Below are 24,990 nucleotides of genomic sequence, written 5' to 3'. Positions count from 1 at the left end.
GAACATGCACTCTAAGTGTTCCATGGGATGTCGCCGGTCGTGAGAGAAATGCGCGGCGATTGTGGATCGGCTGTGGGCCGTAGCGTGGCCGAGAGCGCGTCGAAAGCAATCCCTGTGTCGCGCTGACCTTCCGCCACCGAAATGTGGGCCGGTGCTCCGGCCTTCAGGTGGGGGAGGACGTCAAAGGAAGATCGAGGTGTCGAGGTCGAAGTCGACGGGGGAGGGGATCCGGAGCGGTTTGCCCAGCTGGACGCGCGTGATGGTCTGGTAGGCGCCGTCCTCGGGGTCGCTGAGAACCGTTGCCGTCCCAGGGGTGGCGATCGGGTCGACGAGCAGCATGATCGGCACTCCGCCCGTGGCGTAGATGCGGGGTTTGTCGTCGCGGTCGGTTCGGGCGCTCCCTGGGGAGACGACCTCGGTGACCATGATCAAACCGGCGGAGCGCAGCTCCAGGGCGCCCCAACGCGGGCAGTTCGCGGGAGCGATGACGAAGTCGGGGATGAGGCTGTCTCGGGGGTCGTCGATGCAGATGTTCACTCCGCCCACGTGTGCGCGCCAGTCGCGCTCCATGACGACCGGCTGCAACGCGTAGGAGAGGAGCGTCGCGCTCCAGCTGTGCTCGGGGGTGCCCACGGGGCTCACGATCAGACTCCCGTCGATGACTTCGGCACGGAAGCCGGGTGTGGGGGGCAGCGTTTCGAGGAGATCTCGCGCCGTACGGGCGGGTGGCGGATCCTTCGGGGAAGCATGGTGTGAGGGACGTCCCCGTGTCGTTGTCGCCATTGACTTATCCCCCTCCGTGTTCGAACAAGCACCCTAAGTGTCGCACGGACTCTCTTTGGACACGGGACACATGCCCTCCGGTTATGGATCGGCTTGGCGGGGCGTTGGCAGAGGGGCGGGTGTGCCGGTGTCCGGGCGCGTCCGTTCGGTCATGCTCCCGCCTGATGTCGTTTTGTCGGGTCGGGCTACGATCGGATGGGCTTGGGAAAGGGGTGGCGTGGTCAAGGCGCTGGTGTTCGACGTGGGTGAGACGCTGATCGACGAGACGCGGATCTGGTCGCGCTGGGCCGACCGGCTCGGCGTCACCCGGTTCACCATGCTCGGCGTGCTGGGCGGCATGGCCGCGCTCGACCGGTCGTTCGAGGACGCGTTCCGGCTGCTGCGGCCCGGGTTCGACGTCGAGGCCGAGCAGGAGGCGTGGAAGCGTGACGACCCCGCCGGGCTCCGGGTGAACTTCGACGCCGACGACCTCTATCCGGACGTGCGGCTCGGTCTGGCCGCGTTGCGTGGGCTCGGATACGAGCTGATCATCGCGGGCAACCAGCCGCCGCAGGCCTATGACGCGCTGGCCGCGATGGATCTGCCCGTCGACGCGATCCACACCTCCGACGGCTGGGGCGTGTCCAAGCCCGATCCCGGCTTCTTCGCGAAGGTCGTCGCGGTGTCGGGGCGCGAGGCCGGCGAGATCCTCTACGTGGGCGACCGGCTCGACAACGACGTCCGGCCCGCCCGCGCGGCCGGAATGCGGACCGCCCTGATCCGCCGGGGGCCGTGGGGTCACCTGCACGCCGCCCGCCCCGAGGCGGCCGAGGCCGACCACGTCATCGACGACTTTCCCAGCCTCGTCGAGGCAATGGTTCGCAGGACCGCCGGCTGACCGCGTACGGCTCCGGCGGCATCCTCGGCGAAAGGTATCGCCAAGGGCCGGATCAGTCGGGTTCGATGTGGATGGCGCGTTCCTCGGCTGACAGGTCTCCGCTGTCGGGGCCGACGTCCCGGGCGTACTCCTCGGCCGTCTCGTCCGGGCCGATGCCCTCATCCGGCGCCACCAGACGGTTCTCCTCGCGCGGGACCCGCTCGTGGTTCGGGGCCTCGCGCCAGAGACGTTCGTCAAGCGTGTCGTGATGCTCGGGGTCGTTCGGAAGAATCTCGTGGTGCAGACCGAGGTCATCGGTCCACTCCTCGACTTCTATCGCCTGCTCGTCGCTTAGACCTTCACGGTCCGGGGGCTTTTCCGTCATATTGCGGCCTTACCCGTTCTGCGCCCGAAAACCCACAGGTCAGAGCATGGTTCGGCGGCAGTCCCTTCGGCCGCCGAGCCATCTCGTGTCAAGTGGGTACGGTTACCCGTCGCCGTCGCCGTCGCCGTCGCCGTCGCCGTCGCCGAGCCAGACGAGGCCGGAGCCGAGCCGGTGGGCCGCGCTCTGCGCGCTCATCCACCGGCCGAATCCCCGGGTCGCGCCGACGGTGGCCGCGTCGCCGCCCGGCAGGGCCAGCCCGTACGCCACCAACCGCGCGATGATCTCCTCACCCTCTCCCTCGGCCTCCCGGACCAGCGCGAACACGCGGGGCAGTCCCCCGGCCAGTGCCCGAACCTCCTCCCTGCCGAGAGCCGAATCGGACTGCCAGGACAAACCGCCTCCGCCTCCTCCGGTCTCGCCGCGCCACGAGACCATGCCGTGGTAAACAGTCGGGTAGTCGGAACCGTTGAAGTGCTCCATCTCGGGTGCTTCCTTCCGGCTTCGGGGCCGGGGCGAGCGTGGCCTGTCAGCGAAGCCCGCCCCGGTCTCTTTATCTTCCTTGGGGTGCGTGCGACCACAGGGCTCTCTGGTTGACCGGTAACTGCTGAACCATGCACTTATTGTGATCGCTCTCTCACTCTGGGTATAGTTGCATGCACGATACGTGCTCCACAAGTTGTCCAACTTGATTGTTTGAATTGGCTTCCGGTTTGCGTGGATCTGTTCAGAAAGGAGGAGTGTGGCTGCTCCAAAGTGGGTCACGTTGCGTTCTCAGTGGCTTGGTCAGCAACTCCGAGAGCTGCGCGAGGCCAACGATCTGCTCCTCAAGGACGTGGCCGAGTACCTGCAGCGCGATCCGGGCACCGTCAGCCGCTTCGAGTCCGGCGGTTATCCGATCCGGCGCCCGGACCTGCTGGCCCTCCTCGATCTGTACGGGGTGGCCGACAGCAGGCGACGTGAGAGCCTGATCAAGCTCAGCCAGGAGGTCTGGCAGAAAGGTTGGTGGGACGGATACGCCAACGAGGTCGCCGGTGCGTTCGTCGACTATGTGTGGCTGGAGTCCCGCGCGGCCGAGATCCGCTCCTTTGACAACACACTGCTTCTCGGGTTGTTTCAGACGCAGGAGTACGCGCGGGCGGTGATCGCGGCGGCGGAGTTCGGTGCCGAAAAACAGCAGATCGAGCGGTGGGTCGAGTTGCGCATGACTCGTCAGGAGATCCTCCGAGGTGATGACCCTCCGCGCCTGTCAGCGATCATCGATGAAGCGGTGCTGCACCGTGAGGTCGGTGGGCCGGAATGTCAGATGGCGCAGCTACGCCATCTGATCGAATGTGCCGCCCGGCCGGATATCGAGATCCGGGTGCTCCCGTTCAGTGCTGGCGCGCATGCCAGCCCGACAGGTGCTTTCCGAATACTGGCGATGAGGAATCCCTATCCCGAGGTCGCCTATGCGGAGACCCCGAAGGGCGCTATTTACGTGGAATCACCCGATGCTGAGAGCTTCGTGCTGACGTACGATAATTTGCGGAAGCTCGCCCTCGGCCCCGAAGACTCGGCCGAACTCATCTCCGCAATAGCAGAAGAAATGCGGTGAACGCGATGCAAGAGCACAGCAAGCCCAGCTCCGCTGAACTGGCCGGTGTTGCCTGGCATATCAGCACGAAGAGCGAGAACGGTGGCGGAAGCTGTGTGGAGGCTGGGCCGTTGGCGGATGGTAGTGGGCGGGTGGCGGTGCGGCACAGTCATCGGCCTGATGGTGAGGTGATCGTCTATACCCGCGCCGAGTGGGAGGCGTTCGTCGGCGGTGTCAAGGACGGGGAGTTCGACTTCCCCGGCGTCTGATTCTCCCGGCGCGAACCGTACATATTCCCCGACGGCAGCAGAGTTGCGGTGAACGCGATGCGGGAGCACAGCAGGCCCAGCTCCGGTGAACTAGTAGGGCCTGGTCAGGTGGAGGTCGACCCGGCGAGTCGCCCAGTGGCAGGGCCTCAGGTGGAGCGATGATTGGATATCATCCGTCCCACCTGGGGCCCTGTGTCTCTTCCGCCTCGCCTGCAAGGGACCGACACGCCGCCGCGTCCGAAGCCGACCAGACCCTATTAGGTCATCCGCAGAGGTCGGTGATGAACTGGGTAAGGATGTCTGCCAAGTTCTCGGGAGCTTCCACCTGGGGGGCGTGGCCGACGCCCGGTATGAGTTGTACCGCGCCGCGCCAGAGTGTCGGCATGGCGAGTCCGCGCAGGTAGTCCAGACTGACCAACTGTTCGCCCTCGCCGTGCAGCACCGCGATGGGACGCGTGAGTTGAGCCACGATCTCGACCTCGTCGGCGAATCCGCCACTCCCGAGAGTCGCGAAGAGGCTGGTGCGGGCTGTGCCGTCTGTGGCGAGGATGTCGGCGACGAGCTCGTCCGTCGGCAGGACCGATCCGGGGGCGAGGAAGCTGCCGGCGTAGGACTCCGCCGCTTTGGTGTCGACATCGGCGGTGAAGCCCACGTTCACGGCGGGATTCGGCAGGAATGCCTTGCCGAAGTCAGCGGCGGTGCCGACCGGCGGAGTACCGAAGACGACGAACCCCGCGGCCTCGGGCATCTCCGCCGCCGCTTCGAGGGCGATGTGCCCTCCCAGGCTCCATCCGACGATCACGGCGTCCTCGGCACCCGTCTTCCTGGCGAACTCCGCAAGAACCGCGGCGTACCCCGGCAGTGAGTAGTCGTCCGGGTGCCTGGCGGGAGCCGACCTGCCGTGGCCGGGCAGATCAAGTGCCAGACAACGGAACCGCTGTCCGAAGGAGCCGGTCAGCAAGGGCTGCCAGACGCGAGCGGATGAGGAGTTTCCGTGCACGAGGAGTACGGCTCGTCCAGTGCCCTCCGACGCGATGAACGCGATGTCGTTACCGGCGATGCTCAACTGCTGTTGGTCCACAGCGTGTTCTCCTTTGGTGGCAGCCTGGCAGGCCCTGGCTCGCCCCCCGCCCGGCGAGGTGGCGTGCGTGAGCTCCATGATCTCCCCGACGCAGGCTGCCGAACAAGGGCATCTTTTTGCCGAGGGAAGGCTTTTGCCACCTCAACCCGCGCTAGTCGGTGTTGCCTGGCACATCAGTACGAAAAGCGACAACGGTGGCGGAAACTGCGTGGAGGCCGGGCCGTTGGCTGACGGCAGTGGGCTGACGGCAGTGGGCGGGTGGTGGTGCGGCACAGTCATCGGCCTGATGGTGAGGTGATCGTCTATACCCGCGCCGAGTGGGAGGCGTTCATCGGCGGCGTCAAGGACGGGGAGTTCGACTTCTCCGGCTGAGACGTGATGCCTCCGCCTCGTCTGTCAGGACCGGCCCGTCGGTTACTCGGTGTCCGACAGGTAGATGGGGCGTCGGTCGCGTAGGGCGAGGCGGGCGGTGCGCAGGCGGGTGGCGGCGCTCTCCGGAAGGAGGGTGGCGGCGGTATCCCACGGGAGGAACGCCGCCTCGTCAAGCTCCTCAACCTGCAACCTGATCTGGCCGAGGTCATTCAGGACGCCGCCGTCGAACATGAAGGTGATCAGTGGGCGGGGGCGTTCCCCCGACGGCGGGCTCCAGTGGACCACGAGGAGATCGCCCACCTCGGCGGACACGCCGAGTTCCTCGGCCACCTCCCGCATCGCGGCGTGATGGGGCGCCTCACCGTCCTCCACGACCCCGCCGGGGAAGCCCCAGCCCGGCCGGTAGTTGGGCTTGACCAGCAGAACCCGGTCCTCACCGTCGGTGAGCAGCAGGCAGGCGGAGATGAACACGCTGGGCAGAGTGGCGTACCAGGCGGCGGGCTCGATGTAGGTATTGCTCACCCCCGCCACGTTACCGCCGCGAGTCGTCCGCCGTGGGCAAGGCCCGCCAGGCCGTCTGTCGGCCTTGATGAGATTCCTCAGATGCGCCTCGCTCGTCCAGCCGGCCAGGCTCGACTCTCCCCGGTACGCCGACTCGACCAGAGACAGTACGGGGAGAACGTCCGCGAACGTGGCGGTACGGAAGGTTGGCCGCGTGGTCCGCGAAGGGCTGTCCGTCATGTTCAGCGAGGGTACTGCCGGGTTCAACCGGCGGGTGATCAACTGGGCGGCCACGACTCCGGTGGCGGTGATGGTGATCGCGCTCGCCGGTGGGGTCGTCACCCACGTTCTCGCACCCCAGGGGATCTTCCCGTTCGCGGGCCTGGTCGCGATCGGCTCGCTGGCCGCCGCCCGGTCGCCCCGGGTGTCGCTGCCCGCGCTCGCGGCGCTGCTCGGTCTCACCGCGCTGAACTTCCTCACCGGCCCCGCCGAGGACACGCGGTTCGCGATGGCGTCCCCGGTCATCGCCTGGGCGCTCGGCGAGGTCGTACGCAACCGACGGGTGGCGATCGACCAGGAGTTGCGCCGGGTGGTCAGCGAGGAGCAGGCGCGGATCACGCGCGAGCTGCACGACGTGATCGCGCACAGTGTCTCGGTCATCGTCGTGCAGGCCGCCGCCGTCGACGTCTTCGACGAGCGCCCGGACCAGGCGCGCGCCGCGCTGCGCTCGATCGAGTCGGCGGGGCGCGAGGCGCTCGGGGAGCTGCGCCGCCTGCTGGCCGTGGTACGGCCTGGTACGGTCCAGGCCGTCGTACTGGCGTACGACGTGGGGCTCGTACGACCGCGCTCCACCTGAAGGGGGAGATGCGCGGCCGGATTCGGTCCGAGGGAGGTGCGCCGGGCTCCGGTCGAGGGGGCGCTCCGCTGCGTTCTTCGTCCGTCCCGAGGACTGGTGGGGGGTCACCGCGGGCGTCGCGCTGATCGCGTATCCGCGGCAATCGGATCTGATTCCAGAATCAGACTCCCCGAGTTCGCCACGATCCAAGCCTTAAAGGAAAATTAATCCTTTCGTAGTCTTGCCGACGTCATCGCGACGCCTGATTCGTTCTTTTGAATCGAAATGAGAAAGCCGAAAAGATTATCACAGAAAACAACGATGTCAAGCTGTTGATCGTTTCCGTGAAGTGTGATCGACTCGGCATTCAGATCCCCACGAAACGAGGCCTCCGGTGCGATTACCTAAACTTCCGATGCTGCTGCTCGCCCTCGCGCTCGCGGTCAGCAATACGGCCACCTCGGCGTATGCGCTCACGCTCTCGTCGGACGATCCGCCAAAGCCCGGCGAGCAGATCGAGAAGGAGCCGTTCAGCTACCTCTCGCCCGAGACGAAGAAAAGAATGGATGTACAGGAACCACTCCGGCGGGCAGCCAAGCCGATCATGGACGCCGTGCTTTCCGACACGAAAGACCTGGGATTCGCCGGGCTCAAGCTGGAAGACGGCTTCGTTCAGGTCTGGTGGAAGGGCGATGTTCCCGCTCACATAGATCCGGTTCTTGCCGAGGCGCGTCTGAACGCTCCGGTGAAGGTGGATTCGGCTCGATTCTCACGGGAGGAGCTCAGGGGAACTGCGGCGGCGATAAGGAAAGACTTGGCCGACAACCCTCGCGGGCCACTTCATGCTGTCGGTATAGAGTCCGACGGCAGCGGGGTCTACGTCGAGGCCGAGACCTCGCGAGCCAAAAGGGATCTCGGTAAGACATACGACTCGCTTGGCTCTTCCGTGCCCATTGAGGTCAAGATCGTCGAGCGAGCGGTTCCCAGCGGGCGCATGAACGACACCGCGCCATTCTATGGAGGAATGCGTATTGTAAGCGACGACGGTCCGATCTGCACCGCGGGATGGCCGGTGGCGGCGACGAGCAATCCCGGCTTTCAATACCTGCTTACCGCGGGTCACTGCACCGGTATGTATACAAACTGGCAAAACGGCAATCGCTCCGTGAACATCGGCCAAACGGTCCTCGAAAGAGCCGACCATGACCTGGCGCTGATTCATGCTCCGAACGGCGTGGGAAGGCACATGTGGGACGGCGGAGTGCCGGGAGGGTGGAACACCTCAGCCGAGTTCACGAAGCGTATCGTAGGCTGGGACCACGTGTACGAAGGACAGTGGCTCTGCCAGTCCGGGCAGACGAGCGGCGCGGTCTGTAACTTCGAGGTCGTGACCAGCGGCGATTATGCCTACTGTGGTAACGACGCATACGGTAACTACGAGTGCTACTACGGCCTGTTCCGCGCCAATCAGATCTACGGGCAAGGGGCGCGCTCCGGCGACAGCGGGGGGCCGGTTTTCTACCCGGACACGGCCGGGCAGGTTCATCCGGTCGGCGTGACATCTGGATCGAGCTCGAGCAGCATGATATTCCAGGATATATACACCGCGCTGGTGGACTTCCCGATACAGATGCGAACCTACTGACGGTCCGAGGGTGTGTGTGACCGGGAGTGAAACTCCGCCGGAAGCGGTGATTTCACGGCATTTCAACCGGCACAGGATTACCGTGCTGATCGACAACGACCCTTCCCTCCAGTGGTCGATCGATTCGTACGGTTCCGCTCCTCAGCATCGCGAAAGCCGGCCGATCACAGCCGGAGTCCGCGGCACTTGATTCACCGGTAAAGATCACCACGGTGGACTGGAGTTGACCGGCTTCGAAATGATCGCCACCCGTTGAGCCGTCGCAGGGATTCGGGTCGGCGATCATTTCGAAGGAAAGCGAAGTTTTCGACGCGTCCAGAGACACGCTGTTAATCGTCGCCGACCGCCTTATTTTACCTAGGCGCCAAAACGCGTCAGGTGTCACCGCCGGCCAGCTTACCGACCCTCCATCGTCCGTGTAGAAGCTCCATGAGGGAAGTGACAGCGACCCTCTGTCCGTCATCCACTCCAATTGATTCAGACGTGCTTTGACGACAGTCATTAAATTAGTCTCGCCGGGTAACTGTCGAAGCTGTACAGAAAGATAATCGAAAGCATCTGCTGCTGATATCTGAGTAAGGCTTACCCTGCCTCCATGGAGTAGGATCTCCTGGCTTTCCGGCGGGTCGTCGGACAGTTTTTTCCGCAAAGTGAACTGCGTTCCCGGCTTAGCGTTTCCCAAGGATTTGGGGAGATCTTCAATAATGACTATCGGACGTGGATCGCGTGCGTACGGAAACTCGCGCCATTGATCCACTGCCGCGCGAGAATCACCGCCCACTCCCGCCTGCCCGGCACAGGCCGACACGAACATAATCGCGGAGCACAACAGGATCATTTTTTTGGTGGTATGAATGTCGCCCATGCCCGGAACGCTACTTCATGGTAAGGTATCGCGCCAGTGCCGGATAAGCGGCGACGTATATCGCAGGGCACGCATGATGTCCTGCGACAGGTACTGCATTCGTAGATCATGGAATGGGTGCCGGGTGTAGCCCGTTGACCAGGGATGACGGATACCATCACCTATGATCGGATCGTGGCTTGGGAGGAAGATCTTCGCGAGTTGAGTGAGGAGATCGCCGGGCCGTTGTTCACCCGTCCGGAGCCGAGGGCGACGTTCGCGGATCTGGTGCGCGGCCTGCTGGCCGATGTGGCTCGTAAGAACTCCTGGCAGCTGGCTGATCATGTCGGGCATGGCACGGCGTATCGGATCGAGTGGCTGTTGAACGGCGCCAAGTGGGACGCCGCCGACGCCGACTACGGCCGCGACCCGGACCTGCGGGAGTTCTGTCATCGGCGCGAGGTCGCCTACGCGCTGGCGGTGCCGGTCGATCTTCCCCTGGTCGAGGTACGCGGACAGGCCGAATGCGCGGGTCATGTCCTGGATCGTCGGTGGCCACGATGAACGTCCATGCTCGCCTGCCGTTGAGGGCGCCGTGATGAGATTCCGTGTTCTCGGTGCGCTCACCCTCCTTCTCGTGGCCGGCCGGACCGTACGCGGGGCAGGCCCGAGTAACCCCAAAACCCACATCTGACAGGGTCTCCACAGGCCGAGGGCGTGGCTGTCAGTCGACAGGTGGGGCTGCACGTAGCACCTGGCGTCGACGCGTTCCATGCCGCGTTCGGTCGGTGCTGACATGGCGGTCTCCTCTGTCGTGGATGCGGCCGAGGTCGGCCGCTCGCGGGCTGGTGGTGGCCCTGCGGCGGACCGGCTCAGCTACCCACCGCCACCGGCTTGGCGGCGCCGCGGAGCGGGACCTGGCGAATGAACAGGGCGACGACGATGCCGATGGCGGCCACGGCCGCGCCCCAGGTGAAGAGCACGGTGACGCCGTCGGTGACGGCCTGCTGGAACAGGTGCCTGGCCGCTTCGGGCAGGGCTCGCAGCGCTTGGGGGGTCATCGAGGTGGCGGAGGCGGCCACCCCCTGCGTCGCGGTCCCGCCACCTGTCAGGGAGTCGGTCAGTTGGCTGGCGTAGACGGCGCCGAGCAGGGAGACGCCGAGCGAACTGCCCATGTTGCGCAGGAAGGTCGATACCCCTGTGCCCGCGCCCATGTCACGCAGGTCGAGGCTGTTTTGGGCGATCAAGGTGCTGGTCTGCATCATCGCGCCCATCCCGGCGCCCAGGAGCACCATGTAGATGCCGGAGGTGAACGTGGAGGTGCCGAGGTCCATGGTGGCGAACAGTGCCAGGCCGGCGGTGACCAGGATGGCACCGATGATCGGCAACGATTTGTAGTGCCCGGTCTTGCTGATCAGCACGCCACCGCTCAGGCTGACGACCATCGCGGCGATCATCATCGGCATCAGAGCCAGGCCGCTGTTGGTGGCCGAGGAGCCTTGGACGAACTGCTGGAACTGTGGCAGGAAGCTAATGGCGCCGAACATCGCGAAGCCCGAGATGAAGGCGACCACGCCGGACAGCGTGAAGTTGAGGCTCTTGAAGACCCGCAGCGGCATGATCGGCTCGGCCACTCGCCGCTGGACGAAGACGAAGGCGATGAACGCGACGATTGCCAGCGCCGCCAGGCCGAGGATCTGTGCCGAGCCCCAGTCGTACTGGGTGCCGCCCCAGCTGGTGATGAGCACCAGCGCGGTGATCCACACGGTCAGCAGGGCGGTGCCCCACCAGTCGATCACGGCCTTGCCGCTGCCCTTGGGCAGCTTGGCGAGCGTGATCCAGCACAGGGCCAGGGTGACGACGCCGAGGGGCACGTTGACGTAGAAGGCCCAGCGCCAGCTGAGGTTGTCGGTGATGAAGCCGCCGATGAGCGGGCCGCCGATCATCGCGACCGGCATGACGGCCATCATCACGCCCTGGTACTTGCTGCGGTCCCGCGGCGGGATCATCTCCCCGATGATCGACAGCACGCCGACCATCAGACCGCCCGCGCCCAGGCCCTGGACCGCGCGGAAGCCGATCAGCTGCGCCATGTCCTGGGACACGCCGCACAGCATCGAACCGATCAGGAAGATCGCCACAGCAGCGACAAAGGTGATGCGCCGGCCGTACAGGTCGCCGAGTTTGCCCCAGATCGGCGTGGACACGGTGGAGGCCAGGACGTAGCCGGTGGCCACCCATGCCAGGTGGTTCAGGCCGCCCAGCTCGCCGACGATCGTCGGCAGCGCCGGAGCGACGATCATGTTGTCCAGCATCGCCAGCAGCATGGCGATGACCAGGCCGCTCATTGTGACCAGGATCTGGCGGTGGCTGAACCCCAGCCCGGCCTCCTTTTCTGCCGCAGGGGGACTGTCCGCGCCTTTCGCGCTGTCCTTCTCCACCACTGTTTTCCCTCCAGGTTCCAACAACTTACCGGTCGGTCGGTAAATTTACTTGCTAACCGGCCGGTAAGCAAATGGGGGAGAAGCGATAGACTCCAGGGGCAGTGCGGCGTTCCCGGGACACGGTCCAGCCGGATGACGAGAGCTGGGCACACCGCGACCGCGGGTGCCGGCGGCACCATGTCGGCGACTCCCGGCGGCTCCCGGAGCGTGCGGCATCGGATCAAGGGCGAAGGCGGAACGGGTGACGGGTACGCGGCGCAAGGGCAGCGACAGACGGGCCGAGATCCAGGAGGTCGCGTTGGCCCTGTTCACCGAGCATGGCTACGACGCCACGTCGATGCGCGAAGTCGCCGAGCAACTCGGTATCACCAAGGCCGCGCTCTACTATCACTTCGAGAGCAAAGAGGCGATCATCCTCAGCCTCTTCGAGGAGCACCTGCGCACGCTCGACGAACTCCTCGACTGGGCCGCCGAGCAGCCGCACTCTCCGGAACTGGCTTCCGAACTCCTCGGCAGATGGCTCACCCTGGCCGCCGCTCGGGGGCTGCGGACCATGCGTTTCACGGCCGCCAACCAGACCGCGCTGCGCACGGCCCTGCCTTCGAGGCAGGGCGGCGCACTGCAGCGCCTTGAGAAGGCCGTCTCGATCATGTTGGGGCCGGGTGCACCCCTCCAGGACCGCCTGCGTATCCGGATGGCCCTGCTCAGCGTGCACAGCACCGTAATGGCCGCCCAGGGCACCGAGGCCGACGACGCCGACATCCTCACCGCCGCGATGCAGGCGGCAACGCTACTGGTCGAGGGCCTGCTTCCCGCCCCGAAGCTTCCGGCCGTCGGACGATGACGGATGCGACCGGCAACCGTGCCGAACCCTGCCCGGCGGTTTCGCCGGCGGGCGCGGGGAGAACTGGAATGACCGGCCTGGTGGTCTCCCTGGCGGTCTCCGCCATCGCGGGAGGTGGCCCGGGTCAGGCCGTGGTGAGGGAGCGGTCGCGGTTGACGAGGGCGGCGTAGGGGCCGCCGGCGGCGAGGAGGTCGTCGTGGCTGCCGCGTTCGACGATGCGGCCCCGGTCGAGGACCACGATCTGGTCGGCGTCGCGGATCGTCGACAGGCGGTGGGCGATCGTGATGGTGGTACGGCCGCGAGACAGGGTGTCCAGCGCCTCCTGGACGGCGCGCTCGGTCTGAGTGTCGAGGGCGCTGGTGGCCTCGTCGAGGACCAGTACGGGCGGGTCGCGCAGCAGCGTCCTGGCGATGGCCAGGCGCTGCTTCTCGCCGCCGGAGAAGCGGTAGCCGCGTTCGCCGACCACGGTCTCGTACCCCTCGGGCAGCGCGGCGATGTGGTCGTGGATCCGGGCGGCCCGGGCGGCGGCGACGATCTCCTCGTCGGTGGCCGAGGGGTTGGCGAAGCGCAGGTTGTCGGCGATCGAGGAGTGGAACAGGTAGGTCTCCTGGGAGACCACGCCGACCGTCTCGGCCAGGGCCTCGAAGGTCAGCTCGCGCACGTCCACCCCGTCGATGGTGATCCGCCCGCCGGTCACGTCGTACAGACGGGGCAGCAGGTAGCTCAGCGTGGTCTTGCCCGAGCCGGTCTCGCCGACCACGGCCAGGGTCGTGCCCGCGGGGACGGTGAGGTCGATGTCCGACAGGGTCGGGGTCTCTCCGTAGCAGAAGCCGACCTGCTCGAAGCGGATCTCGCCGCGTACGGTCTGCGGTGTGTGGGTGCCGGGGTGGATGTCCACGGCCAGGTCCAGGTACTCGAAGATCCGGGCGAACAGCGCCAGGGAGCTCTGCACGTCGACGCCGAGCCGGAGCAGCGACACCGAGGGGCGGAACAGGTTCAGCTGGAGGGTGGTGAAGGCGACGACGGTGCCGATGGAGATCGCCGAGGTCAGTCCGGTGGCCCAGTAGATCATCGCGGGCATGGCCGCCATGATGATCTGGATGGTGGACTGCCGCCAGCGCCCGGCCATGCTGGAGCGGAGCTCCAGGACGGCCAGCTCGTCCGAGGCGGCGGAGAATCGTCTGGCGAGCTCGGGGCCCTGGCCCATCGTCCGGCCCAGCAGGATGCCGCTGATCGACAGCGACTCCTGGATCATCGACGACATGGCGGCCATCTTCCGCTGCCGTTCGGAGGTGATCCTCCTGCGCTCCCGGCCGACTCGGCGGCTGATGCCGACGAAGAGCGGGAGCAGCAGCAGCGACACCACGGTCAGCCGCCAGTCCAGCACGAGCATCGCGATGACCGTCGCGATCACGGTGGTCAGGTTGGAGACGATCGCGGCGGCGGTGGAGGTGACCACCAGTTGCATGCCGCCGATGTCGCCGGCGATGCGCGACTGCACCTCACCGGTCCTGGTGCGGGTGAAGAAGGCCATGGACATGCGCTGCAGGTGACCGTAGACGGCGGTGCGCAGATCGTGCATGACGCGCTGGCCGACTCCGTTGGAGATCAGCATCTGGATGACGTCGAGCACGCTGGTGACGACGGCGACCGCGACCATGCCGAGTACGAGCAGCGTCAGCAGGCCGGTCCTGCCATGCGGGATGGCGTCGTCGAGCACCGCACGGAGCATGAACGGCGAGGACAGCGAGACGAGCGAGGACAGTCCGATGAGGGCGCCCACGACGACCAGCCGGCCCCGGTAGGGGTGGAACAGGCCGACGACGCGCCGCAGGGGCGCGCGGGGCTCGTCGCTCGTGGGGGGTACTTCGTCTTCGAGGGGGGCTTCGTTCGCGCGGGGATCGTCGGTCATACGAGGTGTTTCGTGCCGTTCGGCACTCCCGGTCTGTTCCGCCATGGAGCTCCTTTCTGATGTTTGCTCAAACAGAGGCTACCTCACATTCATTCCGGGTGGCACTGGGATAGGTTCGGCGCTGTGGAGACGGAACTGGCCGATCTGGTGCACGGTGTCGGCCATCGACTACGCCGGGGATACGGCGAGCGGCTCGGCCCGCTCGGCCTGAGCCCCGGCCAGGCGCGGGCGCTTCGGGTGATCGTCGACTCCGAGCCGCCGCTCAAGATGGTGCAGCTCGCCGAGAGGCTGCGGATCGTGCCGCGCTCGGTGACCCCGGTGATCGACGCGCTGGAGGAGGCCGGTCTGGTCCGCCGCGAGGTCGATCCGGCCAACCGCCGCTCCACCCTGCTCGTGGTGACCGGCGAGGGTCGCGAGCTGTACGAGCAGGTACGTGAGGCGCGCAGGCAGGTGGCCGAGGAACTGTTCTCGGTGCTCACCGCTGAGCAGCGAGACCAGCTCAGGGAACTGCTGGGCGCGGTCGACGCGCAGCTCGCCTAGTGTGCCGCCCGGGAATCCTCACCGGCTTCCCGGATGATCCGAGCCGAGGCCGTCTCCGTGACCTCGGCTGTCGGACCCGGAGAGCGTGGGCAAATTTAATGTTTAACCAGCGTCCACGCAGACGCTTCAACTCCGATTAACTTCGAATTAACTTCAAATTAACTTCGAAGACCCCGAAAATTCGGAGCAATTTTGCTACCCTGGCCCGGGAGGTGTCGCGGATGACGCGTCAAGCCCACGGAGTCGGCGCCGATGAGGCGAGGTTCGGAACTGTGCTGAGGGCCGCGTCGGTATTTTGGCGCGCGGGCTGCTGGTTCCGTGCCACCTGCGTGGCCGGAATGCGGACAGTCGTGTTGACCGTGTATCCCGACAAACTGTTGCGTGCTACCATGCGTTTGATCGGAGCCAGTGCCGCTGTCGCCACTAAGAGGCTTAGATCATTCCGGACAGCGGAATCTGCGGCCGCGGGCTACGCAACCGACTGAAGTTCTATGTATTCGTCGAGGACTTCGTTTGGCGTCCGGTAACCAACAGATGAGTGAAGTCGGCACCGATTGTAGAAGCCCTCGATGTAACGAACCGCAGCTCGGCGAGCTTTGGCCTGAAGGGCCGCACCTGCGCCGGCAGCAGGCCCAGCTCGCGCATCAGCACCCGCACCAGCTCAGCCGAGCAACGCTCACCCCGGCGCAGCAATTCGGCATGGACGCGCCGGTAGCCGTACACCTCCTCGTGCTCGTAGAAGATGCCCGAGACCAGGTCCTGGAGGAGGTCGCGACGCTGTGCGGTCGCCGAGGCGGGCCGGTCGCGCCACTCGTAATACCCCGAGCGGGACACCTCCAGCCAGTCGCACATTTTCACAATCTTGTGGTTGGCCTTCTCCGCGTCGATCAACTCGAACTTCGCGGTCACCGATTGTTCTCGGCCGCGAAGAAGGCCGCGGCTTTTTTCAGAGAGGAAAGCTTCTCTCGGAGCTCGGAGTTTTCTCGCTCAAGTTCACCCAGCAGGGCGCGCTCGGGGCCGCTGAGGGAGTGCGGTTCTTCTTCCGCGCGTGTCCGCTTGTAGGTGTTCACCCAGTTGCCGAGCGTGGTGTCGTGGACGCCGAACTCTCTGGCGACCTCGGCGATCGTACGGGGGCCATCGAGGACCATGCGCACAGCCTTGTCCTTGAACTCCTGACTGAACCTACGCCTGGAACCTTTCGGCATGTTTCTATCTTCTTCGGACTATTACCAGCCTAGCGAGTGGTCTATCCGGAATCTTTGGGGCACCTCAATCCGAGGCCGCCTGACGATCCACGAACAGGACGCCGGGATGGCGCGAGATCCGCGAATTACCGATGTATCTAAGGAAATTCTTAGTTCCAAATGGGTGATTATCCAGCGAAAGTGTGGTGCCCAAACCAAACCCCAGGAGGCTCGGATGGACCATAGTGAAGTGCCAGCACTGGGCGCACGCGGATGCCTGGGCCAGTTGAACCCGTTGATCCGCCGGCTGCGGGACACCGGCCCCATCGTCCGGGTGCGTACCCCGGTCGGCGATGAAGCGTGGCTGGTGACCCGGCTCGCCGAGCTCAAGCAGCTCCTGCTCGACGACCGACTCGGGACCACCCACCCGGACCCGCCGAACAGGGCGCGGTACCTGGACAACCCGATGTTGGATCTGATCGTGTCGGACCAGGATCCGGCTGACGCGCGTCGTACGCATCACGCCCTCCGATCGAGTCTCACCCCGTATTTCTCGGCCAAGCGCATAGCCGGCATGCGGTCGCGCGTCGGCGCCGTGGCCGACGAGCATCTCGACGCCATACTTGCCAAGCAGCCGCCGGTAGACATGCACACCGAGTTCTCGCTGCCGTTCTCCTATCAGATCCTGTGTGACCTGCTCGGCGTAGCGGATCCAGCGGAATACCAGGCGGTGCTCGACCGGATCAGCAGCGTGGGGGCGGGACTGGACCAGGTGCAGGAGCTGTTCGGATACCTGGGCGAGGTTGCCGAGCGTAAACGCGTGCAACCGGGCGACGATCTGGCCTCGGCGCTGTGCCAAGCCGGACTCCCCGACGAGTTCGTCGGTGCGTTGCTGGCTTTTGTCACCATGTCGTACCAGGTGACTCCGCACAGCATCAGCGCGGCGATCGGGCTGTTCGCCACGAACCCGGATCAGCACAAGCTGGTGCTCGAAGACCCGGAACTGTTGCCCGGCGCGGTGGAGGAGGCACTGCGGATGAGCAAATTCGCCGAATCCGCGCTGCCCCGGTACGCCAGCGCGGACATCGAGATCGGCGGGGTCACGATCCGCGCCGGCGACCTCGTTCTGTGCGACCACGGCTCGACCGCGTTCGACGACCGGGTGTTCGAAGACCCGGAACGGTTCGACGTCACCCGATCGCCCAACCCCCACCTGGTGTTCAGCCACGGAATGACCTACTGCATCGGCGCCCCACTGGCTCGGCTGGAAATTAGCGAGGTACTCGCCAGGCTTCTGCCCCGGCTGCCCTCCATGCGCCTGGCGATCCCGATCGGCGATATCCCGGTCTCCGGCGAGCTGAGCGAACAGAAGGTCGGTGGCGGCATCGCCCAGCTACCGATCACCTGGGATCTGCCGGTTCCCTCCGCGTACTGATCGCCACCGGTACCTACACCGGTCCGCCAACCCGCCAACCCGCCAACCCGCTAACCCGGCCGCGCATCGTGCGGCCGGGCTGCCGCGCCGAGACGTACTAAGGGAATCTTTACTTCCAAAGGGGTGATGATCTAGCGAGAGCGTGGTGCCCAAACAAACCTCGGATGACCATAGCGAAGTGCCGGTCCTGGGCGCATGTGGATGCCCGGGCCAGTTGAACCCGTTGATCCGCCGGCTGCGGGACAGCGGCCCCATCGTCCGGGTGCGTACCCCGGTCGGCGATGAAGCGTGGCTGGTGACCCGGCTCGCCGAGCTCAAGCAGCTCCTGCTCGACGACCGGCTTGGGACCACCCACCCGGACCCGCCGAACAGGCCACGGTACCTGGACAACCCGATGTTGGACCTGATCGAGGGGGCCTACCCCTCTGTGCCAAGCTCAAGCGGTCTACGTGGAGAACCTCGCCGTGTCCGGACTCGGCCGCACCCGGCTGGCCACGTCGGTTCACGACGCCGGATGGACATAGTTTATCGGGATGTTGGAGTACAAGGCCGCTCGGTACGGCCGGACGTTCGTCAAGATTGACCGCTGGTTCCCTTCCTCGAAACTGTGCTCGGAGTGCGGCACCCTGCAAGAGTCGATGCCGTTGAACGTCCGCGACTGGGTATGCGCCTGCGGCGCAACCCATGACCGAGACGTCAACGCGGTCATCAACGTGCTGGCCGAAGGACGACGAGTCGTCGCCGCTGGACGGAAACCTGCCGCTGAGATGCGGCAGGAGGCGGGCGAGCGGCGGGCCGCGGTGGACGTCCTGCGCCAGGCCCAGGACATCTACCGCAGCCTCGGCAACCAGGCGGGGATGGGCCGCACCCTGGAACTCCTGCGCCGTACGGAGGGCTGAATGGAGAAAAATGCGGTGCATTTGCGGACGTGGCACATGGACATCGGCAATTACGGAAATAGGTCCTATGTGTTAACTGGCCATACGTAAAGGGGCGTATAAACTTGGCGGCGATGAACGACTTCACGCGTTGGATTGATCTTGAAGGTGCCGTCAACGTACGCGACCTCGGCGGGCTCGCCACGGTGGACGGCGGAACCACACGCTTCGGCCGCATCTACCGGGCCGACAACCTGCAGGGGCTGACCGAGCGGGACATTCAGCTGCTCGTCGCAGACCTGAAGCTCCGCAACGTCGTCGACCTGCGCTCCGGTCCGGAGGTGCGCCTGGAGGGGCCGGGGCCGCTCACCGGGGTGCCGGAGGTGAGCATCCACCACCTCACCCTGTTCGCCGAGGGCGGCAGGTACACCGATGTCGAGGCCGACACCATCGAGGGTGACAGGGTGCTGCCCTGGACGGCGCGGGACGAGGAGGACCTCGCCGAGCTGCGGGTGACCGGCTTCTACTACGCCTACCTCCGGGACCGTCCCGACTCGGTCCTGGCGGCCCTGCGTGCCATGGCCCGCGACGACGGCGCGGCCCTCGTGCACTGCGCGGCGGGCAAGGACCGCACCGGTGTCGTCAGCGCCCTCGCGCTGGAGGTCGCCGGTGCCACCCGTGAGGCGATCGTCGCCGACTACACCGCCACGGGTGACCGCCTGGAGGGCATCCTGGCACGGCTGCGCGCCAGCGCCACCTACCGCGACGACCTCGACGCCCGCCCGGCCGACGATCATCGTCCGAGGCCCGAGTACATCGAGCAGTTCCTGCACATCCTGGACAACCGTTTCGGCGGCCCGCTCGAATGGCTCGCCTCGCACGGCTGGAGCGAGAGCGACTCCGGTCTCCTCCGCGCCCGCCTGCGCGACTGAGGCCCCTTGGCAGGTCGCGCGACCGGCCCGCGCTTCCAGTACGGAGGCGCGGTATCCGGATGCGACCGCCTTGAGCGGTGCGTCGTCAGGTCGTCGTCAGGTCGTCGTCAGGTCGTCAGAGGGTGACGACCCGGCGCTCGGCGGCCGAGCGACGGGCCGCCTCCAGCACCGTGAGAGCCTCGACGACCTCCTCGGGGTCGACCGGTGGCGGAGCACCCTCGCGCAGGCAGGCGGCCACCGCCCGGTAGAAGCCGGCGTAGGTGCCGGGTTCGGTGGGGACGACACGGTTGTCGTCGTCGGTGCCAAGGGTGCCCCACCGCTCGGGAGGCTCCGCACCGAAACCGGGAGAGACGGGGGTGAGACCGGCGCGCAACTGCTCCTCCTGCACGTCCAGCCCGTACTTCAGGTAGCCCGCCCGCGAGCCGAGCACCCGGAAGCGGGGGCCGAGCCGGGGCGCGACCGCGCCGGCCCACAGGTGGGAACGGGCCCCGCTCGAATGGGAGAGGGCGATGAAGGTGTCGTCGTCGGCGTTCACCCCCGGGCGCCGCACATCCGACTCGGCGTAGACGTCGACGACCGGACCGAGCAGGCGCAGAACCTGGTCGACCAGGTGGCTGCCGAGGTCGTAGAGCAGCCCGGCGACCTCGTCGGTGCCGCCCGTCTCGCGCCAGCCGCCCTTCGGCACCGGCCGCCAGCGCTCGAATCGCGACTCCAGCCGGGTGACCTCGCCAAGCTCGCCCGCCGAGACCAGCCGCCCGAGCGTCAGGAAGTCGCCGTCCCAGCGCCGGTTCTGGAACACGGTCAGCATCAGGCCCTCCGCGCGCGCCAGCTCCACCAGGCCGCACGCCTGTCCGGCGGTCGCGGCCAGCGGCTTGTCCACCACGACCGGCAGGCCGGCCTTCAGGGCGGCCTCCGCCAGCGGAACGTGTGTGCGGTTGGGGGAGGCGATCACGACCAGGTCGACCGGGTCGGCGCCGTCCCACAGGACGGTGGCGTCGCCGACCACCCGCGCGCCGTACTTCCCCGAGACCTCGGCGGCCCGGCCGGGGTCGCCGGTGACCACCGCGGACAGCCGCATACCGGGGGTCGCGGTGATCAGCGGGGCATGGAAGAACGCCCCCGCCACCCCGTACCCGACGAGGCCGACGCGCAGCTCAGTCACCGCGTTGCTCGTCACGTTCGGCCAGGAACGCCTCGAACTGGGCGGCGAGCTCGTCGCCGGTCGGCATCTCCGTGGACTCGGCCATCAGGCTCTCGTGCTCGGCGCCCGCGGCGAACGCGTCGTACTGCTGTTCCAGGCCGGTGATGGCGGTGGACAGCTCCTGGGAGGCCTCGATCTGTTCGGCGATCTCGGCATCGGTCTTGCCGGCGGCCTCGCGCAGGCCCTCCAGCGGGAACACCAGCCCGGTGCTCTTGGTGACCGACTCCAGCACGGTCACCGCGGCCGAGGGGTATTCGGCCTGGGCCAGGTAGTGCGGAACGTGCACCGCATAGCCGAGGGCGTCGTGCCCCTTGGCGCCGAGCCGGAACTCGATCAGCGCGGTCACGCTGCCGGGCACCTGGACCTTGCCGAAGGTACTGGTCTGGCCGGTGACGAGCTCGGGCCGGCTGGCGTGTCCGGTGACGCCCAGCGGGCGGGTGTGCGGGACGGCCATCGGGATGCCGTGGGCGGTCACCAGCTTGCCGACGTTCAGCCGGTTGACCAGCGTTTCGACGGCGGAGGTGAACAGCTCCCACTCGCGGTCCGGCTCGGGGCCGCTGAGCAGCAGGAACGGCGTGCCCGTGGTGTCGTGGACGAGGCGCAGTGCGAGCTCGGGGCTCTCCACGGCCACCCAGCGGTCGCTGTCGAAGGTCATGGTGGGCCGCCGGGAGCGGTAGTCGAGCAGGCGGTCCACGTCAAAGGTCGCCACGACCTGGTGCTCCAGCTCGTCGAGCAGGTGGGTGACGGCGAGCCGTCCGGCACCGCCCGCGTCCACGAACCCGTCGAAGTGGTAGAGCAGCACCGGATCGGTCAGCTCAGGGACGTCTCCGCTGAGCCGGTAGAGATCCGTCGGGTCGAACACCGTTTTCCAGCCTTTCGTCGGTCGTCTCTTCAGCTCAACCCGCTCCGGGTCCGCTGAATTCCGGCTGCCCTCGGCGATCACAGGCACCCTATCGGGGCACAGTGGGTCACATGCAGCCTGACCCTGAGCTTGAGGAGTTCGCAACCCGTCTGTTCGACCTGGCGATAGGCGGCGAGAGGTGGCGAGACGGAGCAGCTCCGTGCCTACGTCGAGGCCGGGGTTCCGGCCGATCTCACCGACGGCAGGGGCACACGCCGCTGATGCGCGCCGCCTACCACGGCTGCGCGCCGCCTACCACGGCCACGCCGGAACGCCCTCGGCGACGGACGCGGCCCGGATGTTCGGCCAGGACGAATACCTGAAATGGTTTGGGCATTAAGTCGGAAATTGCGATATCCAGGTGTTTACCGATGTATAGGAAAACTGTCGCCCTTCAGTCATCCTTGGAGGGTGGGAACTACTACTACGCGTAGGTCAGGCCTACCACTTCGCGTCCCCCCGTTACCCTGCCCCTTCCCCAGCGAGGTCAGCCCCCATGTCGAAAGGGTCAACACCGAGACCCTCGACTGGCTGGTGGACACGGGCATCCTGGAGGACGCCGAGACCGTGGAGCGCTACCGGCAGGCGAAGTACGGCTGGCTGGGGGCTCGTACGTATCCCTACGCCGAGCACCACACGCTCCGGCTGGTGACCGACTGGTGTGTGTGGCTGTTCGCCTTCGACGACGCCTTCTGTGAGTCGGGCCGCGGCGCCGGCGAGCTGACCCGCGCCCTGCCCCGGCTGTTCACCGTCCTCGACGACCTGGAGGCCGGGCAGGAGGTCGACGACGTCTTCGCCAGGACGCTCCTGGAGATCAAGGGCAGGATCTCCGCCTACGGGGACGACGACCAGCTCGACCGCTGGCGCTCCGTTACCAAGGACTACCTCTTCGCCCAGGTGTGGGAGGCCGCCAACTGCGAGGCCGACGTGGTGCCGCAGGTGGACGACTACCTCTTCATGCGGCGGCGCACCGGTGCCATGCTCACGGTCTTCGCCCTCATCGACGTCGCCAGCGGCCGCCCCCTCACCCCGGAGGAGTGGCGCCACCCCGACGTCAAGGCGATCACCGAGAGCGCCAACGACGTCGTCGTCTGGGACAACGACCTCATCTCGTACGCCAAGGAGAGCGACGGCGTCAACTCCCGCAACAACCTGGTGAGCGTGCTCACCAGGCACCGGGGCTACTCCCGGCAGCAGGCGATGGAGGCGATCGGCGCCATGCGCAACCGGGCGATCGCCGACATGGTGGCGCTGCGCCCCTCACTGGAGGCGCTCGGCTCCGAGGCGGTGCTCGCGTACGTGCGCGGCCTGGAGTTCTGGATCAGCGGCAGTGTCGACTACTCGCTGACCAGCTCCCGCTACACGACGGCCTGGCAGCGGGAGGGAGAGTCCGCCGGGTGACTCACCCGGAGAGCGTCTGACCGTCCTCGTGGTCTCCGAGCGCGAGGACGATCAGCTCCTCCAGGTTCAGCCTCCTGCCCCGGGAGAAGGCCTCCTCGTGTGCCTCGTCGCCGAGGAGGCGCCTGCACTCCTTGACGCAGCGGTCGTGCTCGGTGTTGAAGAACGGGGAGCTCATCTGCGGCATCCCGAAGGTCCGCCAGTTGGCCTGCCCGCCGCCCATCAGCAGGGAGGCGAGCACCGGCTGGCCGTCTTCCAGCGCCTGTTTGGCGACCACCTCGATCGCCAGGCCGATGCCGAGCACGTCATGGAAGTAGCGTTTGAGGCGGAGCGCCTCACGGGCGTTCGACGTGGCCTCGGGCGAGCGGCCCATCGCCTGGCACACGCTGGCGAGTGCGTAGATGGCGTACGAGCGCAGCCACAGCTCGCCGCGCTGGGTGCAGACCGCGATGCAGTCGCGCAGCAGCACCTCGGCCTCGGCCGGCTCGTTCTGGATGAGCAGCACCATGGACAGCTCGACGATCGAGGGGAGCAGTCCCGGGTTGAGCTCCCGCCCGCTCTTGTGGAACTCGATCGCCACGCCCAGCAGCGCGCTCGCCTTCTGCAGGTCGTTCTGGAGGAACGCGGCGGTGCCGAGCATCTTGGTGGCCAGGATGACCGCGCCCGAGTCGCCGACCCTGACGGCGTCCGAGCTGCACTGCTCCGCGGCCTCGATGGCACCGCTGATGTTGCCCTGCGCGCTGTTGATGTAGGACAGCACCCAGAGCGCCTTGCACCGCTCGGGGCTCGGCCGGCGCGCCAGCTCCAGGGTCTTCTCCAGATAGAGCCTGCCCTCGCGGGCCAGCCCGCAGGCGACCCACATGAACCACAGGGAGGACAGCAGCTTCAGCCCGGACTGCACCTCGCCGGGGGTGCGCAGGCAGTAGTCGAGCGCGACCCGGATGTTGTCGTGCTCGTGGCGCATCCTGACGTACCAGTAGACCTGGCGGGCGCCCGACCAGGCGTCCTCGCTCCTTGAGGCCAGCTGCAGGTAGTAGTCGCGGTGCTTCTTCCGGACCCTGTCGCTCTCGCCGAGTTTGTCCAGCCACTCCTCGCCGTACTGCCGCAGGGTGTCGATCAGCTGGTAGCGGTGCCCGGACGGCGTGCCGTCGCTCAGCAGGATCGACTTCTCCACCAGGCTGGAGATGAGGTCCATGATGTCCTCTGAGGGGAGATTGTCCCCTGAGCAGACGTAGCGGGCGGCATCGAGCTCGAAGTCTCCCGCGAAGACCGACAGCCGTGCCCACAGGAGCCGCTCGGCCGGCTCGCACAGCTCGTGGCTCCAGCCGATCGCGGCCCGCAGCGTCTGGTGCCTGGGCAGCGCCGTGCGGCTGGCCCCCGCGAGCAGGCTGAACCGGTCGGCCAGCAGGCCGAGGATCTGCTCCACGGACAGCGCGCGCATCCGGACCGCGGCCAGCTCGATGGCGAGCGGGATGCCGTCGAGACGGCGGCAGAGCTCGGACACCGGGCCGATGTTGCCCTCGTCGAGCATGAAGTTGGGCACCACCGCACCGGCCCGCGCGGCGAAGAGCTGCACCGCCTCGTTGGTGAAGACGTCCTCGCCGGGGGAGTCGCCGGGGACGGCCAGCGGCGGGATGGTGACCGTGTGCTCGCCCCTGGCGTTCAGCGACTGGCGGCTGGTCGCCAGGATGGTCAGGCCCCCGGCGTTGCGGAGCAGGTCCTCGAAGAGCGCGGCGCACGCGTCGACCAGATGTTCGCAGGTGTCGATGATCAGGAGGATCTCGCGGTCACCCAGCCACTCGATCAGCGTCTCGTCCGCCGAGCGGGCGGACTGGTCGGCGATCCCGAGGGCCGAGGTGATCGTGTGGCGGACCATCCCCGAGTCCTGGAGGCGGGCCAGGTCGGCGAACCAGACGCCGTCCTTGAACTGGCTGCGCATCAGGTGCGCGATCCGCAGGGCGGTGCGGGACTTGCCGACCCCTCCGATGCCGGTCACCGTGACCAGGCGGTGCTCGCCCAACCGCTGCCTGAGTGTGGTGAGCAACCTGGTGCGCCCCACGAAGCTGGTCAGCTCGTTGGGGAGATTGCCGTCTCGCCGCCATCCTGCTGGCGTTGTCATGGCGCCTCACGGAAGTAGCCGAAACCTGCCCAAGCATCGTACCGTCTGGGCTCTCGCC

The 24,990-nt window shown here is 66.8% G+C and carries 24 protein-coding genes and 2 pseudogenes; 13 read left to right on the top strand and 13 right to left on the bottom strand.

Features of this window, described 5'->3' with window-relative positions; genetic code table 11:
• Positions 1-180: 180 nt before the first annotated feature.
• Complete coding sequence (locus tag OG884_RS04470) at positions 181-783, bottom strand: Uma2 family endonuclease (protein WP_326642421.1); 603 nt, start codon at positions 781-783, stop codon at positions 181-183.
• A gap of 217 nt (positions 784-1,000) precedes the next feature.
• On the opposite strand from OG884_RS04470, the gene OG884_RS04465 reads away from it, so the two are divergent.
• A complete protein-coding gene (locus OG884_RS04465; protein WP_326642419.1) occupies positions 1,001-1,660 on the top strand; it encodes an HAD family hydrolase in 660 nt (219 codons plus the stop codon).
• A 52-nt stretch (positions 1,661-1,712) separates the two neighbouring features.
• Here the strand turns inward: OG884_RS04465 and OG884_RS04460 are convergent, their stop codons facing one another.
• Together OG884_RS04460 and OG884_RS04455 are read right to left on the bottom strand one after the other, a co-directional pair.
• Positions 1,713-2,024: a DUF5709 domain-containing protein gene (locus OG884_RS04460; RefSeq protein ID WP_326642417.1), complete on the bottom strand. Its 312-nt coding sequence runs from the start codon at positions 2,022-2,024 to the stop codon at positions 1,713-1,715.
• Positions 2,025-2,126: 102 nt separating this feature from the next.
• Positions 2,127-2,504, bottom strand: coding sequence for a hypothetical protein (locus OG884_RS04455; protein WP_326642416.1), 378 nt, complete (start codon positions 2,502-2,504; stop codon positions 2,127-2,129).
• Positions 2,505-2,763: 259 nt separating this feature from the next.
• On the opposite strand from OG884_RS04455, the gene OG884_RS04450 reads away from it, so the two are divergent.
• Complete coding sequence (locus OG884_RS04450; RefSeq protein WP_326642414.1) at positions 2,764-3,618, top strand: helix-turn-helix domain-containing protein; 855 nt, start codon at positions 2,764-2,766, stop codon at positions 3,616-3,618.
• A gap of 5 nt (positions 3,619-3,623) precedes the next feature.
• Positions 3,624-3,866: a DUF397 domain-containing protein gene (locus OG884_RS04445; protein ID WP_326646852.1), complete on the top strand. Its 243-nt coding sequence runs from the start codon at positions 3,624-3,626 to the stop codon at positions 3,864-3,866.
• 262 nt (positions 3,867-4,128) lie between these two features.
• On the opposite strand, the gene OG884_RS04440 is transcribed toward OG884_RS04445, so the two are convergent.
• Positions 4,129-4,947 (bottom strand): alpha/beta fold hydrolase, encoded by an 819-nt coding sequence (locus tag OG884_RS04440; RefSeq protein WP_326642412.1) that lies wholly within the window; start codon positions 4,945-4,947, stop codon positions 4,129-4,131.
• 264 nt (positions 4,948-5,211) lie between these two features.
• On the opposite strand from OG884_RS04440, the gene OG884_RS37400 reads away from it, so the two are divergent.
• On the top strand, positions 5,212-5,319 hold the full coding sequence (locus tag OG884_RS37400) for a DUF397 domain-containing protein (protein ID WP_442811631.1): 108 nt from the start codon (positions 5,212-5,214) through the stop codon (positions 5,317-5,319).
• Positions 5,320-5,361: 42 nt separating this feature from the next.
• Here OG884_RS37400 and OG884_RS04430 read toward each other — a convergent pair whose 3' ends face one another.
• Complete coding sequence (locus tag OG884_RS04430) at positions 5,362-5,841, bottom strand: NUDIX hydrolase (protein WP_326642411.1); 480 nt, start codon at positions 5,839-5,841, stop codon at positions 5,362-5,364.
• A 67-nt stretch (positions 5,842-5,908) separates the two neighbouring features.
• Between OG884_RS04430 and OG884_RS04425 the strand changes: the two genes are divergently transcribed.
• Entirely contained in the window at positions 5,909-6,676 is a 768-nt protein-coding gene (locus OG884_RS04425; RefSeq protein ID WP_326642409.1) for a histidine kinase dimerization/phosphoacceptor domain-containing protein, read from the top strand.
• 394 nt (positions 6,677-7,070) lie between these two features.
• The gene (locus OG884_RS04420) at positions 7,071-8,300 is read left to right on the top strand and encodes a trypsin-like serine protease (RefSeq protein ID WP_326642407.1); all 1,230 of its coding nucleotides are present in this window, start codon (positions 7,071-7,073) and stop codon (positions 8,298-8,300) included.
• A gap of 52 nt (positions 8,301-8,352) precedes the next feature.
• On the opposite strand, the gene OG884_RS04415 is transcribed toward OG884_RS04420, so the two are convergent.
• Positions 8,353-9,165, bottom strand: a complete 813-nt coding sequence (locus OG884_RS04415; protein WP_326642405.1) for a hypothetical protein — start codon at positions 9,163-9,165, stop codon at positions 8,353-8,355.
• A gap of 144 nt (positions 9,166-9,309) precedes the next feature.
• Between OG884_RS04415 and OG884_RS04410 the strand changes: the two are divergent.
• A pseudogene (locus OG884_RS04410) lies at positions 9,310-9,693 on the top strand (hypothetical protein); the annotation flags it as partial.
• A 323-nt stretch (positions 9,694-10,016) separates the two neighbouring features.
• On the opposite strand, the gene OG884_RS04405 reads toward OG884_RS04410, so the two are convergent.
• Positions 10,017-11,585 carry an MDR family MFS transporter gene (locus OG884_RS04405; protein WP_326642401.1) on the bottom strand — a complete coding sequence of 523 codons (1,569 nt, stop codon included), beginning with the start codon at positions 11,583-11,585 and terminating at the stop codon, positions 10,017-10,019.
• 244 nt (positions 11,586-11,829) lie between these two features.
• Here OG884_RS04405 and OG884_RS04400 point away from each other — a divergent pair, with 244 nt between their 5' ends.
• Positions 11,830-12,432: a TetR/AcrR family transcriptional regulator gene (locus OG884_RS04400; protein WP_326642399.1), complete on the top strand. Its 603-nt coding sequence runs from the start codon at positions 11,830-11,832 to the stop codon at positions 12,430-12,432.
• Positions 12,433-12,556: 124 nt separating this feature from the next.
• Here OG884_RS04400 and OG884_RS04395 read toward each other — a convergent pair whose 3' ends face one another.
• Positions 12,557-14,389, bottom strand: a complete 1,833-nt coding sequence (locus OG884_RS04395; RefSeq protein ID WP_326642397.1) for an ABC transporter ATP-binding protein — start codon at positions 14,387-14,389, stop codon at positions 12,557-12,559.
• Positions 14,390-14,467: 78 nt separating this feature from the next.
• On the opposite strand from OG884_RS04395, the gene OG884_RS04390 reads away from it, so the two are divergent.
• Positions 14,468-14,884, top strand: a complete 417-nt coding sequence (locus OG884_RS04390; protein ID WP_326642396.1) for a MarR family winged helix-turn-helix transcriptional regulator — start codon at positions 14,468-14,470, stop codon at positions 14,882-14,884.
• Positions 14,885-15,373: 489 nt separating this feature from the next.
• Here the strand turns inward: OG884_RS04390 and OG884_RS04385 are convergent, their stop codons facing one another.
• Positions 15,374-15,793, bottom strand: coding sequence for an IS3 family transposase (locus OG884_RS04385; protein WP_326642394.1), 420 nt, complete (start codon positions 15,791-15,793; stop codon positions 15,374-15,376).
• A complete protein-coding gene (locus OG884_RS04380) occupies positions 15,790-16,089 on the bottom strand; it encodes a transposase (protein ID WP_326642392.1) in 300 nt (99 codons plus the stop codon). Before OG884_RS04380 ends, OG884_RS04385 begins: the two co-directional genes overlap by 4 nt.
• A 106-nt stretch (positions 16,090-16,195) precedes the next feature.
• On the opposite strand from OG884_RS04380, the gene OG884_RS04375 reads away from it, so the two are divergent.
• The 3 genes and pseudogenes from OG884_RS04375 (at position 16,196) to OG884_RS04365 (ending at position 19,313) form a co-directional block, all read left to right on the top strand.
• Complete coding sequence (locus OG884_RS04375; RefSeq protein WP_326642390.1) at positions 16,196-17,503, top strand: cytochrome P450; 1,308 nt, start codon at positions 16,196-16,198, stop codon at positions 17,501-17,503.
• A gap of 437 nt (positions 17,504-17,940) precedes the next feature.
• Positions 17,941-18,267: pseudogene (locus tag OG884_RS04370) on the top strand (RNA-guided endonuclease InsQ/TnpB family protein); the annotation flags it as partial.
• A gap of 248 nt (positions 18,268-18,515) precedes the next feature.
• Positions 18,516-19,313, top strand: a complete 798-nt coding sequence (locus OG884_RS04365; RefSeq protein ID WP_326642388.1) for a tyrosine-protein phosphatase — start codon at positions 18,516-18,518, stop codon at positions 19,311-19,313.
• Positions 19,314-19,428: 115 nt separating this feature from the next.
• Here the strand turns inward: OG884_RS04365 and OG884_RS04360 are convergent, their stop codons facing one another.
• Both OG884_RS04360 and OG884_RS04355 read right to left on the bottom strand, forming a co-directional pair.
• Complete coding sequence (locus tag OG884_RS04360; protein ID WP_326642386.1) at positions 19,429-20,475, bottom strand: Gfo/Idh/MocA family oxidoreductase; 1,047 nt, start codon at positions 20,473-20,475, stop codon at positions 19,429-19,431.
• Positions 20,468-21,376, bottom strand: a complete 909-nt coding sequence (locus OG884_RS04355) for a proteasome assembly chaperone family protein (RefSeq protein ID WP_326642384.1) — start codon at positions 21,374-21,376, stop codon at positions 20,468-20,470. Before OG884_RS04355 ends, OG884_RS04360 begins: the two co-directional genes overlap by 8 nt.
• A 363-nt stretch (positions 21,377-21,739) precedes the next feature.
• On the opposite strand from OG884_RS04355, the gene OG884_RS04350 reads away from it, so the two are divergent.
• Entirely contained in the window at positions 21,740-22,816 is a 1,077-nt protein-coding gene (locus OG884_RS04350; RefSeq protein WP_326642382.1) for a 4-epi-cubebol synthase, read from the top strand.
• A 1-nt stretch (position 22,817) separates the two neighbouring features.
• Here the strand turns inward: OG884_RS04350 and OG884_RS04345 are convergent, their stop codons facing one another.
• A complete protein-coding gene (locus tag OG884_RS04345) occupies positions 22,818-24,932 on the bottom strand; it encodes an ATP-binding protein (RefSeq protein WP_326642380.1) in 2,115 nt (704 codons plus the stop codon).
• Positions 24,933-24,990: the final 58 nt, after the last annotated feature.

It is taken from the genome of Streptosporangium sp. NBC_01755, assembly GCF_035917995.1.
Taxonomy (GTDB): Bacteria; Actinomycetota; Actinomycetes; order Streptosporangiales; family Streptosporangiaceae; genus Streptosporangium.
This window is presented reverse-complemented; position numbering and strand designations above follow the sequence as displayed.